This is a genomic window from Micromonospora sp. PTRAS2 (assembly GCF_054052245.1).
On the sequence record NZ_JBSWBU010000016.1, the window covers coordinates 45,249 to 59,416 of the forward strand.

A 14,168-nucleotide genomic window follows, 5' to 3' on the forward strand; every position below is an offset into this window, starting at 1 on the left:
TAGATGTGATGGTCAAGGGCGATTGAAGTGAGGTGCGCCATATGCGGATCGGGTCTCTGGCAGACCGCACCGGGACCTCCCGGCGGCTGCTGCGGTACTACGAGGAGCAGGGCCTGATCGGCTCCACCCGCTGCGCCAACGGCTACCGGGACTATGCGGAGTCCTGCGTGGACAAGGTGATCCAGATCCGGGGGCTGCTGGACGCCGGGCTGCCGGTCCGGGTGATCCGGGAGGTCCTGCCGTGCACGGACACTCCCCGGACCATCCGGATCTCGGCGGCCACCAGCGACACCATCGCGCTGTTGGAGAGAGAGCGGGACCGGATGACCGAGCGCATCCGTTGCCTGGAGCGCAACCGGGACGCCATCTCCAACTATCTCGAAGCGATCCGTCTCGAGACGGTCCAGGTGACTCAGCAGGCCGGCTGCTCCCAGCCGGCGAAGCCGGCCGAGGCCGTCGTGTCGGGCACGGGAGCGTAACGGACCTCGTTCGACAGCACCACGCCGTGGCTGGTCAGGTCGAAGGTGATCCGGTCGCCGTCGGCGATGCGGAAGCCCGCGTGGTAGCTGGCCTTGTCCGAGCCCAGCAGCAGGTAGTTCACCAGCCCCGGACGGCGGAGTCCGGGGAAGGCGAACAGGTGGTCCACCATGTCCGTGACGCGCTGGAAGATGGCATCCGCACCGCAGGTGAAGTCGCCCTTCCAGGCCGCGACGCCGTCGCGTTCGATGATGATCTGCCCGGCGACCGCCTGCGGCGGTGCGCCGAGGAACAGCCACGGTGTCATCGAGGTGTCGCACAGCTTGGCGTACGGCGTCCAACCCCAGGGATTCTGCAGGTGCAGCCCGATGTCGTTGAGGTCGTTGGCGAAGGTGTAACCGGCATAGTGCGGAGTGCCGTCCTGGCCGTTGACGAAGACGAGGGCGACCTCGGGTTCCTCCAGCAGCGCCACCGCCGAGGCCGGCACCGTCAGCGGACGGCCGTTGGTCTCCAGCCACGATCCGTTGCCCTTGATCAGCCAGTTCGGTGCCCGGAACTCCTCGTCCGGCGCCGGCGGTTCGGGGAACTTGGACCGGTGGGTTCCCATGAACCCGGTGATCAGCGAGTCGCCGGAGGTGCCCGGCAGCAGCGGCGGCAGGTAGTGCAGCTCCGGATCGTCGGCGGGGACGGTGATCGTGGCGGCGCTGGAGGTCACCGACCGCAGCAGCGCCTGCGGGCCACCGTCGGCCAGGACGGCCTCACGCAACTGCGCGTTGGACACCGGGTGCAGCGGGATCGGCACGCCGGGCGCCGGCAGGCCGACTCCCGCGTAGCGCTGCCCCCGGTACTCACACTCGAACAGAATGGACATGCAGAGCCTCCTTGAGCTCAACGGGCGGAACGGATCGGTGCGGTCAGATCGGTGAGGACCTCCGTGGCGCGATCGACGGCCGCTTTGATCCAGGGCAGTGCGAGGGGATCCCGGGCGGCCAGCGCGGCCGAGCGTTCGGCATCGGATTCGCCATACAGCCGGCTGGTCGCCGCCCGGATCCGCAACGACCGGCCGCCCTCGCCGAAGGCGGTCCCGGGTAACAGCGCCACGCCGTACCGCGTGCTGAGCAACCTGGCCAGGTCGTCAGCACCGTTGACGCCGTGGACGCGCGACAGCCCGTGCCGCAACGGTTCGAAGTCGGGGTAGAGATAGCAGGTGGCCTGCACCGGGGCCAGTTCGGCACCGGCTGCGACGAACACTTCGGCCACCTTGCGGGCCACCCGTTCGTGCAGCCGGCGCGAGGCGGCCACCCGGTCGAGCACCTCCGGCGGCTCGGCCAACGCGTAGGCGGCCGCGGCCTGCACCGGCGCCGCCGAGCTCGACCAGATCTGGCTGGCGATGCTCACCAGCCGGGCACGCAGGGCGCTGCCCGCGGCGCCGGCCGGCAGCCGGGCAACGCCCAGCCGCCAGCCGCCCACCGCCAGGTTCTTGGTGAGCCCGGTGGTCACCACCGTGCGCTCCGGCGCGAACCACGCCGGGGAGACCGCCCGGTGGCCCGCGGTGAACACGAGATCGCCGTAGATCTCGTCGGAGATCACCACCAGGTCGAGCTCTCTGGCCACCTGTGCCAGCTCGCGGACGGTTTCCGGACCGGCGATCGTCCCCGTCGGATTGTCCGGCAGGGTCACGATCACGGCCCGGGGGTTGCGGCCGTGGGCCCGGGCCTCGAGCACCTGTGCGCGTAGTCCTGCCGGATCCGGCACGCCGCCCTGCCCGGGCCGGATCGGCACCGGGATGGGCCGCAACCCCGCCAGCCGCGCGTGCGCGGCGTAGCTCACCCAGCTCGGCACGGGCACGACCACGTCCCCGCCGACTGCCATGAGCAGCGCGAACAGCAGCGGCTTGCTGCCCGGCCCGCAGACCACGTCCGCCGCGTCGGTGGCCAGACCCCGCCGGCCCCAGTACCCCGCGGCCGCCTCCCGCAGCTGCGCGGTGCCGGCCACCGGACCGTACGCGTTGCGGTGAGCCGCCCGGGCCAGTTGTTCGCCCAGCTCCGGCAGCACCGGCAGGCCGATCTCCCCGGTCGCCAGGAACAGCACGCGCTCACCGGCCAGCCGACGGCGGGCGAACTCCTCGTCGGCGGCCAGGGTCGCCGACATGGCCACCGGCACGGGCGCGGTCATGACGTTCCCGCGTACAGTTTTCGCAGCTCGGCCTTGCGCACCTTCCCGGTCAGCGTCTTGGGCAGGGCGTCCACCACCTCCAGCCGTTCCGGCTGAAACCGGGGATCCTGGCCCGCCGCGCGCAGGTGCGCCTGGATGTCCCGCAGCGCCGGCCGGGCACCGCCGCGCGGCACGACGACCGCGAGAATCGGATCGTCCGACTGGCCGGTCGGACCGACAAGAGCCGCCTCGGTGACCCTGGGATGCAACGAGATGACCGCCTCGAGCTCGGCCATCGGCACCACGTCCCCGTCGCGCAGGATCACGTCCGCGGCCCGCCCGAGGATCCGGATGCCGCCGCGCCCGTCCTCCCGGGCCACGTCTCCGGTGTCGAACCAGCCGTCCGAGGTCAGCTGCGAGTCGAACGCGTCCTGCTGCCCCAGGTAACCGAGCGCCCGGGAGGCGCCGCGTACGCGCAGCCGGCCCACCGCAGCCCGCTCGGCCGGGTCGTGGCACTGGTCGATGCGGATCTGCATGGCGTCGATCGGCCGGCCGTGGCTGTGTGCCGCCCAGTTCTCGTCGTAGTCGAGGCGGCTGATCGTGATCGGACCGAACTCCGACATGCCCCACACCGAGTAGGTGCGCGAGCCGAACGTGTCCCGCATCTCGTCCACCAACTCCTGCAGCACCGGTGCCGCGCCGGTGACCGTGTGCTGCAGGCTCGAGACGTCGTGGGGATCGGTCCGCTGGGCCCGCGCCACCCCGGTCAGGGTGGGCGGGGGGCCGTACAGCAGGGTGGCCCGGTACCGCTCCACCAGGTCCAGCAGGCCGTCGCGGTCCGGGCCATCCTGGAACACCGCGGTCGCGCCCAGCATCACCGAGGCGAGCACCCCCTGGCCGAGGCCCGAGTAGTGCACCAGCGGCGTGGTGACCACAGCCACCAGGTCGTCGCGCAGGTGGAAGGCGTCCACATACCCGCGGACACCCGAGTGGACCGTGTTCTGGCTGTGCACCACGCCCTTGGAGAAGCCGGTCGTCCCGCTGGTGAACAGCACGACGAAGGGCTCGTCCGGCCGCAGCTGGCGGCCCGGCAGCTCGGCGGCCCGGCGCTCCTCCCAGTGCGTCCGCACGAAGTGGTCGTGGAAGTCGAGGCAGCCCTGCGGAGCTGGGCCGCCGACCACCACGAGGTGTTCCAGCGGCAGCCCGTCCCGCATGGAGTGGATCGCCGCGGCCAGGGGCCGGCCCGCCCACTCCGGGACGGTCACGCAGACCCTGGCTCCGGTCAGCGACAGCCGGTGGTGCAGTTCCTCCCCCTGGCACTCCGGGGCGATGGGACAGATCACCGCGCCGACCGCCATGCAGGCGTACATCAGCGGCACGATCTCCCACCGGTTGGGCAGTTGCACGGCGATCGTCTCGCCGCGTCGTACGCCCAGCTCCAGCAGCGCGCCGGCGAACCGGTCGGTCAGCCTGGCGAGTTCCGCGTAGTCCAGGGTGTCGGTGCGGGCGTCACCGAGGCGGCGTCCGGCGACCGCGAGCTTGCGGGGCCGTTCCCGGGCCTGCCGGCGCAGATCGTCGAGGAAGGTGCCGTCCCGCCACCACCCGCGCCGCCGGTACTCCGCGCGGTCGACGGTCGGGCCGGTCACCGCCGGCGCTCCGCGCTACGGACGGCGAGCAGCTCGGGCAGCGGATCGCCGGCACCGGCCGCGGCGATCTCCAGCAGCGCGCGGGTGTTGAGCTGGACCCGGTCGCCGACCCAGTCGAAGACCCAGGCCTTGCGCGCCTCGGCGGGCAGGTCGAAGGGCACGACCCGGGTGACGGCCAGGGCAGCCGAGGCCGCCCCGCCGATGTTGGCGATCACGCCCGGCACCAGGGTGGCGCCCGCCGCCCGCGCCTTCTCCTTGGCCTCGGCGGTGGAGCTCAGGTTGCCGCCCTCGACCACCAGCGCCGCCCGCAGTCGATGCACGTTGTCGGCGTTGAGCGCGTGCTTCTGCGCGGCCAGGATCAGCAGGTCGGCGTCGACGTCCAGCCAGGCGTCCGGGCCGTTGGACACCGTGATCCCGGCCGGCAACCGACTCCGGTCGATGCGCCCGAACTCGTCGGTGATGGCGATCAGGGCGTCCACCGGCAACTGGTCCGCGCTGACCGTGCCGTCGATGTCGGCGACCCCGACGACGAGGTGTCCGCGGGCTTCGAGGAACTGGGCCACCGCACGGCCCACCGCACCGAAGCCCTGTACGACGACCCGGGCCGCCTGCACGCGTCCGCTGGCCTGCAGTGCGGTCACCGCGGCCACCCCGACGCCGTGCCCGGTGCAGTCGATCAGCGGTTCGTAGTACGTACGCCAGTCGATCGGCATGTCCGGGGCACCGAGCCGGAACCTCGGGTCGTAGCCGGCCTCGTCGAAGAAGACGGCCCGGTCGGCCGGGGTCACGCCCATGTCGATGCCCAGGTGGATGCCGCCGTGCAGCAGCGGCTTGACCGTGCGGCCGAAGGTGCGGAAGGTCGTGTCGCGGTCGCTGCCGTCGGCGACGATGCCGGCCTTCGCGCCACCGATCGGCAGACCGGCGAGGGTGAACTTCTGGGTCATGTCGCGGGCCAGCCCCGCGACCTCGGCCTCGGTGACGCCCGGCGTCATCCGCGTGCCGCCCATCGCCAGGCCGTCGTAGAGGGAGTCGACGACCACCCAGCCCTTGATCCTGCCGCCGCAGCCGTTGAGGTGAACGGTGAAGGCGGGGTCGGTCGGGTTCTCACGATCGCTCATCGGCGTTGTCCTTTCGCAGTCGTGCCGATTCGGGGCGGTTCACTGGTAGAGCTGGACGAAGCCACGCAGGATCTCCCGTCCGTCGTCGCGGAACTCCAGGTGCGCCTGGGACCCGAAGATCCGGCCGTCGTCGGAGCGCAGGAACTCCACCGGCGCGTGCTCGGAGCGGCCGATCGACCGGAAACGCGGCGGAGCCTGCTGCAGGTAGAGGGTGTGCCGGTGGAAGACCGTGACGGTCGGCTTCACGAACGTGAAGAGGGGCTCGTCCTTGTCGACCTCGGCCTGGTGGCCGCCGACGCGCTGCGGTCCCTCGGCCAGCTCGCCGCCCTGCGAGACGGCGATGATCTGCATCCCGCCGCAGATCCCGAAGACCGGGACATCGGCGGTCATCACCAGCTCGATCAGCGGACGGTAGTAGTTCGTGTCGTAGGCGCGGACCTTGGTCCCGCTCAGCACGATCGCCTGGTGGCGGCCGTCCAGCTTCGCCGGCACCGAGGCGGCGGTGACCACGTCGGTCGCTGATCCGAGTTCCTCGAACCGGCGGCGGAGTTGGTGCAGTGACAGTGTGCCGTTGTTGACGACAAGTACACGGGGTTGCGCCACGTCGCTTGCTCCTCAGCCTCGGGTGATGGTGGTGCCGGTACGGCCGGACAGCAGCTCGGAGACCGGGCCGCTGCCGAGAACGACCTCGCGTACGCCCTGTTCCAGGGCCTCGCAGGCGGCGCGGAGCTTCTTGCGCATGCCGCCCGTGGCGCCTCGGTCCCGGAAGGCCGCAGCCGCCTCGGCGTCGATCCGGGTCACCGGCCGGCCCTCGATGAGCAGGTGCGCCACATCGGTGACCAGCACCAGGCTGGTGGCCGCGAGCGCGCCGGCGATGGCCGCGGCGGCACGGTCGGCATCGGTGTTGACCTCGCGGTCCGCGCCGTCGCGGGCGAGCGGAGTCACCAGGTGGGCGTAGCCGGGCCGGAGGGTGCCCAGCCGGGCCGGGTCCACCTTGGTGATCGGCCCGACCAGGTTCTCCAACTCCACCAGTTGTTTGCCCTGCCACCACCAGGTCTCGCCCGGTCCCGCCTGCACCAGGCCGTCGCTGCCCAGCAGCCGCTCGACCGGGATGCCGCGCGCCGCCAGCCGGGCGGTCACGTCGTCCGCCAGCTCCGCGCTGACGGTCTTGATGTCGTCGATCACCTCGGGTGTAGTCCACCGGCTCCGGTTGCCGTAGCGGTCCCGTAGGAACGCCGAGGGATCCCGGTAGCGCTCGCTGAACCTCGACAGCGGCTTGGACCATCCGTGCACCAGCACCAGGGGGTGCTGCGCCGCGTGCCCGGCCAGGTCGTCCCACCACGCTCCGGCCAGGTCGTCCAGACAGCTGCCGCCCAGCTTGACCACGATGGGCACCGGCACGTCGCGGCTCATGCGGGCATCACCGGCTGCATCGTCAGGCCGGTCTCCTCCGGCAGCGAGAACCTCAGGTTCGCGGCCTGGACGGCCTGCCCGGCGGCGCCCTTGATCAGGTTGTCGAGGGCGGCGAGGACGACGATCCGGCTGTTCTCCTCGTCGTACAGGACGGTCACGTCGCAGTAGTTGGAGCCCAGCACGGCCTGCGGGTCCGGCACCGGGATCAGGGTCTCGTCGTGCCGGCGGACCCGGACGAAGTGCTTGCCCCGGTAGAAGCGGACGTAGGCCCGGTGCAGATCGCGCTGGCTGGTCTTCTCGTCGGTGAACACGTAGCTGCTGGTCATCAGGCCGCGTACGTGCGAGACGCCGTACGCCGACATCGACAGCGAGCCGACCGCTCCGGGCTTGCTGCGCTCGAAGAAGTCCCGGACCTCGCCGGCGTGCCGGTGCCCGGTCGGCGAGTAGGGCGCGATGGCCCCGTTGCGCAGCGGGTGCAGGTCCGTGGTGCGAAGCGACAGGCCTCCGCCGCTGGAGCCACTCTTGCCGTCCACTACCACGGTCTTCAGGTCGAGTCCCAGCCCCATCGTCAGCGGCGCCAGCGCCAGGGTCATGGACGTGGCGTAGCAGCCCGGGAGCGAGATCAGGGCGGCGTCGGCCAGTTGGTCGGCGACCAGCTCCGGCACCCCGTACACGAACCGGTCGGCCAGCTCGGTCCGCCGGCGGACCTTCGGGTACCAGCGCGCGTGCAGGTCCGGGGTGCGGATCCGGAACGCGCCACTGAGGTCGATCACGGCCGGCACCCGGTCGGCCATCAGCTCGGCCAGCTCCGCCGAGACCGGCGCGGGCGTGGCCAGGAACAGGACGTCGACCTGCTCGGCGACCTCCGCGGTCACCGGTTGCACGGTCAGCCCCAGGTCGCGGCGCAGCCCCGGGTGCAGCTCCGCCGGGCGTCGCCCGATGTTCGAGGAGCCACCCAGGAAGGTGAGCTCCAGTTCGGGGTGCTGGACGATCAGCCTGATCAGTTCGCCGCCGGCCAGTCCGGAGGCACCCACCACGCCGGCCCGGATCACGACAGCACCTCCCGCAGGTGGCGGCCGATCGCGGCCGCGACGTCCACGCCGGTGGCCTCGGCCACGGCCCGGAAGCCGGGAGCGTGGTTCACCTCGTTGACGATGAATCCGTCGGGGGTGTGGAACAGGTCGATCCCGTAGATCCCGGGGCCGAGCACGTCCAGCACACCATCGACGACCTTGGTCACCTCCTGGACGTCTGCGGCGGGACGGGTGGTGTTGCCCAGCGCCGCGTTGTTGCGCCAGTCGTCCCCACCGCTGGTGAACTCGGCCGCGCCCACCAGTTCGTCGCCGACCACCAGGCAGCGCGTCGAGGCGCCGCCGGCCAGGAACGGCTCCACCAGGCACGCCTGCTCGAAGGCGTGTCCGAGATCCTCGACGTAGTCGTAGACCGAGTGCGCGGCGTCGGCGTCGCGGATCAGCGCGACCCGCTTGCCCATCCCGCCGTAGACCGGCTTGAGCACCACGGGCACCGTGAAGTCCGCGAGCGCCCTGGCGAAGTCGGCACGGGACAGCACCAGCCGGAACTCCGGAACCGGGACCCCGGCGGCGCGCAGCGCCGTCCGGAGCACCGCCTTGTTCTCACACAGGTTGATCGCCCGGGCCGTGTTGATCGTCCTGCAGCCGGACTCCTCGGCCAGGGTGGCGATCAGGCCGCCGCGGGTGTAGCTGCGGCTGCGCAGCAGCAGCGCGTCGTATCCGGCCAGCGCGGGTGCGCCCGGATGCCCCAGGCACAACGATTCGTCGTTGATCCATTCCATCGTCAGACCCAGGCCCGGCGCGGCTTCGACGAGTCGCCGTTCCTCCCAGGCGATGCGGTCCGCGATGATCGCGACGGTGGTGGCCATCTCACTGGCCCCAGTCGCGTAGCTGCACCTCGACCATCGACAGCTGCAGGCGGTCGGCCACGATGGCCTCGACACGCAGCGTCAACATGCACTCCGGGCAGGAGAAGGTCTCGCCCTGCACGACGGACGGCACGGTCAGCTCGGTCTCACACTCGGGGCAGGTGCCGGAAAGAGTGGCGGTGGACATCGGATCGCTCCCTTGATAGGTGACGTCGAAGTGTTGTTCCGACGTATTCACAGTGACTGGAAATCGACGGCGGCTTTACGGACTCCGTCCCGGTCGAGCAACGGACTGCCATTCTCTTCCTGCCGATGGATCAGCCAGGAGGTGAACGCGTCGACGTCCACGGTGATGCCGGAGTCCAGCAGCGCCCATCTGGTCAGTGCCGGCGTGAGCCGGGTCCGCACCAAGAGGCCACGGGCATTTCCGACGAGTTCGGCGGGCAGCGTTTCGTATGCCTCGGGATTGGTGAGCTGGCCGGGCAGCTCATAGGCGAAGGCCTGCGGCGAGGTCGGCCCGGACTGGAATGCCTTCCCCAATCTGGCGCCGCGCAGCGCCACCCGGGAGAGCTCGGTCAGGTGGGTCAGGTCGAAGCGGGTGTCGCCGTGCACCACCCGCAGGGCCATCAGAAGCTCGGCCAGCGGAGCGTTGCCGCCGCGCTCGCCGATGCCGCCGACCGTCGCGGAGATCCACCGGGCGCCGGCCCGGACCGCGGCGAGCGAGTTGGCCACCGCCATGCCCAGCATGTTGTGGGAATGGATCTCGATCTCCGAACCGTCGATCGCGGTCAGGTCGCCGATCACCGACTCCATCTGCCACGGCGACAGGTAGGCAACGGTCTCGGCGAGCCGGAACCGGTCGGCACCGGCGGCGAATCCCGAGGTCACGTAGGGCACCAGCCGCTTCTTCGGGGTGCGGGCGCCGTCCTCGCCGCTGAAGGTGACGTGGAAGCCGCGCTCCTTGGCCTGGCTGATCGCGGACCGCGCCAGCGCCTCGACGAACCGCGGGCTGGGCGAGCCGAGCTTGAGCTGAGCGTGCTCCTCGGAGGTGGGGATCGAGTACATGATGTGCCGGACGCCGAGCCGCTGCGCCTCGTCCAGTGCGGCCGTGACCTGCTGGCGGTCGCGGACCACCACCAGCGTCATGCTGCGGTCCGGGCCGATCGCCTCGTGCGTGGCCAGGATCAGGTCCGCGTCCTTGCTGTTCGGTCCGGAGACCATGCCGACCTCGACCAGTTCGATCCCGGTCCGCACCAGCAGCTCGGCGATGGTCGCCGCGTCCTGCGGGCCGAATTCGACGCCGGCCATGTGCGCGGAATCCCGCAACGTGGCATCGGACAGCCGGGGCGCGGGTCCCGGACTCTCGCCGGGATTCATCGCTCTTTCCATTGCAATTGGCTCCCTCGGTATCGGGCGGTCTTTCAGCGCCGGGATCAACCTTGGGGTGGGCACCGGGGATGCGGCAAGAGATCTCGTGTGAAGAACCGTAAAGCATTGTCGAGACCGGTGGATGCCCGTATCGAATCTTGCCGACCAGATGGCCTTGTGTCACGTATCCGAATTGCGGCCGGATCCGCGGGATACCGTTGCCGGATTCCGCACCGATCGGTGCGGAAGGCACGGAAAGGGGAGCAGTCGTGTTTCCGAAAGCCTCCGGGGAAGGCGACGACGGGGTCTCGGCGCTGACCGAGCGGGTCCGTTATCTCGCCGGTCACCTCGCCCGCCCCACCGCCACCGAGCGTGACCGTCGTCGCAGCTGGGACGACAACCTCTTCAAGGCCCTGACCGCGGTCTTCGGCGACGGGTTGACCGGCGTGCAGACCGCCGCCGCCCTCGCCGCGCTGGGCGAAGGCTCCCGAGATCCAGGTCTCGCCCTGGCCGTCACCACGCACGCCGTTCTGACCACCGTGCCGCTGCGGGCGTTCGGGACCAGCGCCCAGCACGAGCGTTACCTGCCCCGCATCGCCGCGGGCGAGTGGCTCGGTGCGTTGTCGCTGCGGCAGACCCGGGCCGGGGCCTTCGCGTCCACCGTGGCTGCCCGGCCCGCCCGTGACGGCGCGAGCGGCTGGGTGCTGTCCGGCAGCCTCGAACAGGTCGTCCTCGGCGCCCAGGCGCACCACTTCCTGGTCGTCGCCGAGCACCGCGACGGGTCACGCACCGCCTTCCTGCTCGACCGCGACACCCCCGGCCTGCGGGTCGAGCAGGCCGGCCCCGCGGCCATGTCCAGCTGCTGCTGGGGGAAGCTGGTCCTCGACGAGTGCCGCGCACCGGCGGATGCGGTCGTCGGCGCCGTCGGTGCGGCCGCCGCCCAGACCGAGCCGCTGCTCGCCGGTCTCGACTGGGTCTTCACCAGCGCCACCTGGCTCGGCATCATGCGGGCGCTGACCGACGAGTCGCTGGCCGCCGCCCGCGACCACGACCTGTTCGGCGCCCCGCTCGCGCACTCGCAGTCGGTCCGGTTCCTGCTGGCCGACATCGCCATCCAGAACGAACTCGCGGCCGGCCTGCTGCACCGTGCCGCCGAGCGGTTCGACGGCACCGCCACCCCCTCCCCGCAGGAGGCCGCCACCGTCCGGCTGTTCACCTCCTCGGCGGTCCGCACGGTGGCCGCCGGTGCCGCCCAGTTGTCCGGGGCCGGGTCAGCCGCCGACGGGTTCGTCGAGCGTGCGCACCGCGATGCCCTGTTCTTCGCCTCGACCGCCGGCGGCACGGAAGTGCTGCGTCCGGTGATCGCGGCTTCCCTGCTCGGGCTCGGCTGATCGTGAGGACCATCACCGACATGTACTTCGACGTCGACACCTTCGCTGCCATCGCCGCGCGCGCCACCCAGACCGATGCCAGCGGCACCATCCCGGCCGAGAGCTGGCAGGAACTCGTCGAGACCGGCTATCTGGGCCTGTTCCACCCCCGGCACCTGGGCGGCAGCGGCGCCGATGCCGCCACTCAGGTGCGGGCCATGGAGGCCCTCGCCCGCGCCTGCTCCGGGACCTACTGGGCCGCCACCGTCTCCTCGCTGCTGTGTGGCAATCTGCTCGCCACCTACGGCGACGAACGGCACCACGAGCTGATCCGGTCATTGGCCACCGGGAAGCGGCTTGCGGCCTTCGCCATCGTCGAGACGGCCGCCGGCAGCGACGCCGCAACGTACCGCACCCTGGTCCGGCGGGCCGGCAGCGACTACACCATCAACGGCGAGAAGTCCCGGATCACCAACGCTCCACGCGCCGACCTGGCCGTCACCCTGGCCCGCCGGGACCGGCCGGCCGGCGACGACGGCCCGGAGTGGTGCCTGGCCTTCGTCGATCTCGACCAGCCCGGGGTGCACCGCTACGACATCCCCCACATGGGCCTGCGCGGCATGCCGTGGGGCGGCATCGTCTACACCGACGCCCACGTCGACGAGGCGAACGTCGTCCCGGTCCCCTTCACCGAACTGGCCGAGGGCATGACCTGGGGCTGGCTGCTGGTCTCGGTCGCGGCCGTGGCGACGGCCGAAGCCGCGCTGAGCGCCTCGGTACGGCACGCGCGGCAACGGGTCTCCTTCGGCCGGCCGCTTGCGCACATGGAAGGGGTCCACGCGCAGGTCGCCGACGCTCACGCCAGGATCGACGCGGCCCGCCTGCTCGCCCGGCGCGGCGCCGCCCAGCGGGTCGCCGGGTACTCCGCCCGCCAGCTGATCGGGATGCTCAAGGTCTATGCCACCGAGATGGCGGTCGAGGTCACCCAGTGCGCCGTCCAGATCCACGGCGCCGCCGGCGTCACCGAGGGCCACGAGGTGGAGCGCCACTACCGCGACGCCCAGATGAACGTCGTCGGGGCCTTCGCGACCAACCGCCTGCGCGAGCAGATCGCCGAGGGGCTCGGTCTCGGACCGGCCGTCTACCGCCCCTTCGACTGGCTGACCCCCACGGGGCTCGCCGGCTGAGAGGCACCCGACCGCACGGGCCGTCGGCCGGCACCGGCCGACGGCCCGTACCTCGGCGGCGTCACCGTGAGCGACGCACCTCGTTGGTGTTCCGTGAGGATCGGCGAGCTGTCCCGGCGGACGGGCGCGAGCGTGCGCGCGCTGCGTCACTACGAGAACGAAGGTCTGCTGCGTCCCGGTCGCTGCAGCAACGGCTACCGGGTGTACGAGGACGACGCGGTGGACCTGGTCCGGCAGATCCGGACGATGATCGACAGCGGCCTGCCCATCCGGATCATCCGCGACGTGTTGCCCTACCTCGACGGGCCCACCCAACTGATGCCGCAGGTGCCGTGCGCCCACCTCATGGAGCAGGTCGCTGCACAGTTGGCCCACCTGGAGCAGAGCATCCACAGCCTGACCCGCAACCGGGACGCCATCGGCGCCTACTTGACAGCGGCACGCACGGCCGCCGCGGCCCAGCAGTTGACTCTGACGTAGGCGTCAGGGTCATAGCGTCCCCGCATGAGCATTCCCACGACCATGCGCGCCCTGCGCCAGGCGACCCTCGACGGCCCACACGACCTGCGCCTGACCGACGACGCGCCGGTGCCGGTCCCGGGCCCCGGCGAGGTGCTGATCCGGGTGGGTGCTGCCGGCGTCAACTTCGCCGACGTCATGCAGACCCACGGGACCTACCAGGGCGGGCCGCCGGCGCCCTACGTGGCCGGCTTCGAGGCCGCCGGTGCGATCGTCGCGCTCGGCACCGGCGTGACCGGCCTGGCGGTGGGCGATCGGGTGATCGGCACCGGGCCGGGTGCCTTCGCCGAATACATGGTGATGCCCGCGCACGTGGTGGCACCCGTACCGGCGGGCTGGGCCGACGAGGAGGCGCTCGGCCTGGTGCTGAACTGGGCGACCGCGCTGGCCGCGCTCAAGCCGCTGGGCCGCCTCGCCGCCGGGGAGACCGTGCTGGTGCATGCCGCCGCCGGCGGGGTCGGACAGGCCGCGGTGACGATGGCCAAGCACTTCGGGGCGTCGGTGGTCGCCACCGCCTCACCCGGCAAGCACGACACGGTACGGGCGCTGGGCGCCGACCACGTCCTCGACAACCGCACCACCGAGTTGCGACGGTTGACCGGCGGTGCCGACCTGGTCCTCGAGTCGGTCGGCGGTGCATGCTTCCACGCCAGCCTGGCCGCGGCCCGGCGGGTCACCGGGCGGGTGGTCGTCTACGGTCACGCCGGCGGCGAGGCGACCCTGACCAATCGGGACCTGGTGTTCGAACACCAGGTACAGGTGATCGGCCTGCACATCGGGGTGCTCGGTGCGACCGCGCCGCAGTTGTTCGCCGAGCTGATGGCGGACCTGGCCACACTCATCGCCGCCGGGGTGTACCGGCCCGGCCGGCCCACGGTGTGGGACCTTGCCGACGGACCGGGCGTGCTGGCGCAGATGCAGGCCGGCAGCACGGTCGGCAAGCTGGCGCTGCGCCCGTGACGACCGCCGAAGGCCACCTCCCGTCCCGGGGGAGGTGGCCTTCGGCCGTGCGCGAT

Annotated in this window: 15 protein-coding genes; 5 read left to right on the forward strand and 10 right to left on the reverse strand. The window is 71.6% G+C overall.

The window, feature by feature from the left end; all coding sequences use genetic code 11:
- Positions 1–41: 41 nt before the first annotated feature.
- Entirely contained in the window at positions 42–479 is a 438-nt protein-coding gene (locus tag ACVMYR_RS29855; RefSeq protein ID WP_077937668.1) for a MerR family transcriptional regulator, read from the forward strand.
- Here ACVMYR_RS29855 and ACVMYR_RS29860 read toward each other — a convergent pair.
- From ACVMYR_RS29860 to ACVMYR_RS29905, 10 genes are read right to left on the reverse strand one after another with little or no spacing between them, the layout of a single operon-like run.
- Positions 413–1,348 carry a hypothetical protein gene (locus tag ACVMYR_RS29860; protein ID WP_457123388.1) on the reverse strand — a complete coding sequence of 312 codons (936 nt, stop codon included), beginning with the start codon at positions 1,346–1,348 and terminating at the stop codon, positions 413–415. The two genes, ACVMYR_RS29855 and ACVMYR_RS29860, sit on opposite strands and share 67 nt — an antisense overlap.
- Positions 1,349–1,365: 17 nt before the next feature.
- A complete protein-coding gene (locus ACVMYR_RS29865; RefSeq protein ID WP_457123389.1) occupies positions 1,366–2,652 on the reverse strand; it encodes a pyridoxal phosphate-dependent aminotransferase in 1,287 nt (428 codons plus the stop codon).
- Positions 2,649–4,277: an AMP-binding protein gene (locus ACVMYR_RS29870; RefSeq protein WP_077937665.1), complete on the reverse strand. Its 1,629-nt coding sequence runs from the start codon at positions 4,275–4,277 to the stop codon at positions 2,649–2,651. The genes ACVMYR_RS29865 and ACVMYR_RS29870 overlap by 4 nt, the downstream gene beginning before the upstream one ends.
- Positions 4,274–5,395, reverse strand: coding sequence for a Glu/Leu/Phe/Val dehydrogenase dimerization domain-containing protein (locus ACVMYR_RS29875; RefSeq protein ID WP_077937664.1), 1,122 nt, complete (start codon positions 5,393–5,395; stop codon positions 4,274–4,276). The genes ACVMYR_RS29870 and ACVMYR_RS29875 overlap by 4 nt, the downstream gene beginning before the upstream one ends.
- 39 nt (positions 5,396–5,434) lie before the next feature.
- On the reverse strand, positions 5,435–5,998 hold the full coding sequence (locus ACVMYR_RS29880) for a type 1 glutamine amidotransferase (RefSeq protein WP_077937663.1): 564 nt from the start codon (positions 5,996–5,998) through the stop codon (positions 5,435–5,437).
- Positions 5,999–6,010: 12 nt separating this feature from the next.
- The gene (locus tag ACVMYR_RS29885; RefSeq protein ID WP_343450710.1) at positions 6,011–6,808 is read right to left on the reverse strand and encodes an amino acid kinase family protein; all 798 of its coding nucleotides are present in this window, start codon (positions 6,806–6,808) and stop codon (positions 6,011–6,013) included.
- Positions 6,805–7,860, reverse strand: a complete 1,056-nt coding sequence (gene argC / locus ACVMYR_RS29890; RefSeq protein WP_343450709.1) for an N-acetyl-gamma-glutamyl-phosphate reductase — start codon at positions 7,858–7,860, stop codon at positions 6,805–6,807. The genes ACVMYR_RS29885 and argC overlap by 4 nt, the downstream gene beginning before the upstream one ends.
- On the reverse strand, positions 7,857–8,708 hold the full coding sequence (locus ACVMYR_RS29895; RefSeq protein WP_077937660.1) for an ATP-grasp domain-containing protein: 852 nt from the start codon (positions 8,706–8,708) through the stop codon (positions 7,857–7,859). The genes argC and ACVMYR_RS29895 overlap by 4 nt, the downstream gene beginning before the upstream one ends.
- Before the next feature lies 1 nt (position 8,709).
- Positions 8,710–8,895 carry a lysine biosynthesis protein LysW gene (locus tag ACVMYR_RS29900; RefSeq protein WP_077937674.1) on the reverse strand — a complete coding sequence of 62 codons (186 nt, stop codon included), beginning with the start codon at positions 8,893–8,895 and terminating at the stop codon, positions 8,710–8,712.
- A gap of 47 nt (positions 8,896–8,942) precedes the next feature.
- The gene (locus ACVMYR_RS29905) at positions 8,943–10,085 is read right to left on the reverse strand and encodes an isopropylmalate synthase (protein WP_077937659.1); all 1,143 of its coding nucleotides are present in this window, start codon (positions 10,083–10,085) and stop codon (positions 8,943–8,945) included.
- A gap of 260 nt (positions 10,086–10,345) precedes the next feature.
- Between ACVMYR_RS29905 and ACVMYR_RS29910 the strand changes: the two genes are divergently transcribed.
- The 4 genes from ACVMYR_RS29910 to ACVMYR_RS29925 all read left to right on the forward strand — a co-directional run bounded on the left by ACVMYR_RS29910 (position 10,346) and on the right by ACVMYR_RS29925 (position 14,112).
- Positions 10,346–11,467 (forward strand): acyl-CoA dehydrogenase family protein, encoded by a 1,122-nt coding sequence (locus tag ACVMYR_RS29910; RefSeq protein WP_144082645.1) that lies wholly within the window; start codon positions 10,346–10,348, stop codon positions 11,465–11,467.
- Positions 11,468–11,487: 20 nt separating this feature from the next.
- Positions 11,488–12,633, forward strand: a complete 1,146-nt coding sequence (locus ACVMYR_RS29915) for an acyl-CoA dehydrogenase family protein (protein ID WP_077937657.1) — start codon at positions 11,488–11,490, stop codon at positions 12,631–12,633.
- Between the two features lie 93 nt (positions 12,634–12,726).
- The gene (locus ACVMYR_RS29920; RefSeq protein WP_077937656.1) at positions 12,727–13,113 is read left to right on the forward strand and encodes a MerR family transcriptional regulator; all 387 of its coding nucleotides are present in this window, start codon (positions 12,727–12,729) and stop codon (positions 13,111–13,113) included.
- Positions 13,114–13,137: 24 nt separating this feature from the next.
- Positions 13,138–14,112: an NADPH:quinone oxidoreductase family protein gene (locus tag ACVMYR_RS29925; RefSeq protein ID WP_077937655.1), complete on the forward strand. Its 975-nt coding sequence runs from the start codon at positions 13,138–13,140 to the stop codon at positions 14,110–14,112.
- Positions 14,113–14,168: the final 56 nt, after the last annotated feature.

What these genes read in the sequence shown, in the direction of transcription:
- ACVMYR_RS29855 (WP_077937668.1), top strand. Translation starts at nt 42, where the DNA reads ATGCGGATCGGGTCTCTGGCAGACCGCACCGGGACCTCCCGGCGGCTG.
- ACVMYR_RS29860 (WP_457123388.1), bottom strand. Translation starts at nt 1,348, where the DNA reads ATGTCCATTCTGTTCGAGTGTGAGTACCGGGGGCAGCGCTACGCGGGA.
- ACVMYR_RS29865 (WP_457123389.1), bottom strand. Translation starts at nt 2,652, where the DNA reads ATGACCGCGCCCGTGCCGGTGGCCATGTCGGCGACCCTGGCCGCCGAC.
- ACVMYR_RS29875 (WP_077937664.1), bottom strand. Translation starts at nt 5,395, where the DNA reads ATGAGCGATCGTGAGAACCCGACCGACCCCGCCTTCACCGTTCACCTC.
- ACVMYR_RS29885 (WP_343450710.1), bottom strand. Translation starts at nt 6,808, where the DNA reads ATGAGCCGCGACGTGCCGGTGCCCATCGTGGTCAAGCTGGGCGGCAGC.
- ACVMYR_RS29895 (WP_077937660.1), bottom strand. Translation starts at nt 8,708, where the DNA reads ATGGCCACCACCGTCGCGATCATCGCGGACCGCATCGCCTGGGAGGAA.
- ACVMYR_RS29900 (WP_077937674.1), bottom strand. Translation starts at nt 8,895, where the DNA reads ATGTCCACCGCCACTCTTTCCGGCACCTGCCCCGAGTGTGAGACCGAG.
- ACVMYR_RS29905 (WP_077937659.1), bottom strand. Translation starts at nt 10,085, where the DNA reads ATGAATCCCGGCGAGAGTCCGGGACCCGCGCCCCGGCTGTCCGATGCC.
- ACVMYR_RS29915 (WP_077937657.1), top strand. Translation starts at nt 11,488, where the DNA reads ATGTACTTCGACGTCGACACCTTCGCTGCCATCGCCGCGCGCGCCACC.
- ACVMYR_RS29925 (WP_077937655.1), top strand. Translation starts at nt 13,138, where the DNA reads ATGAGCATTCCCACGACCATGCGCGCCCTGCGCCAGGCGACCCTCGAC.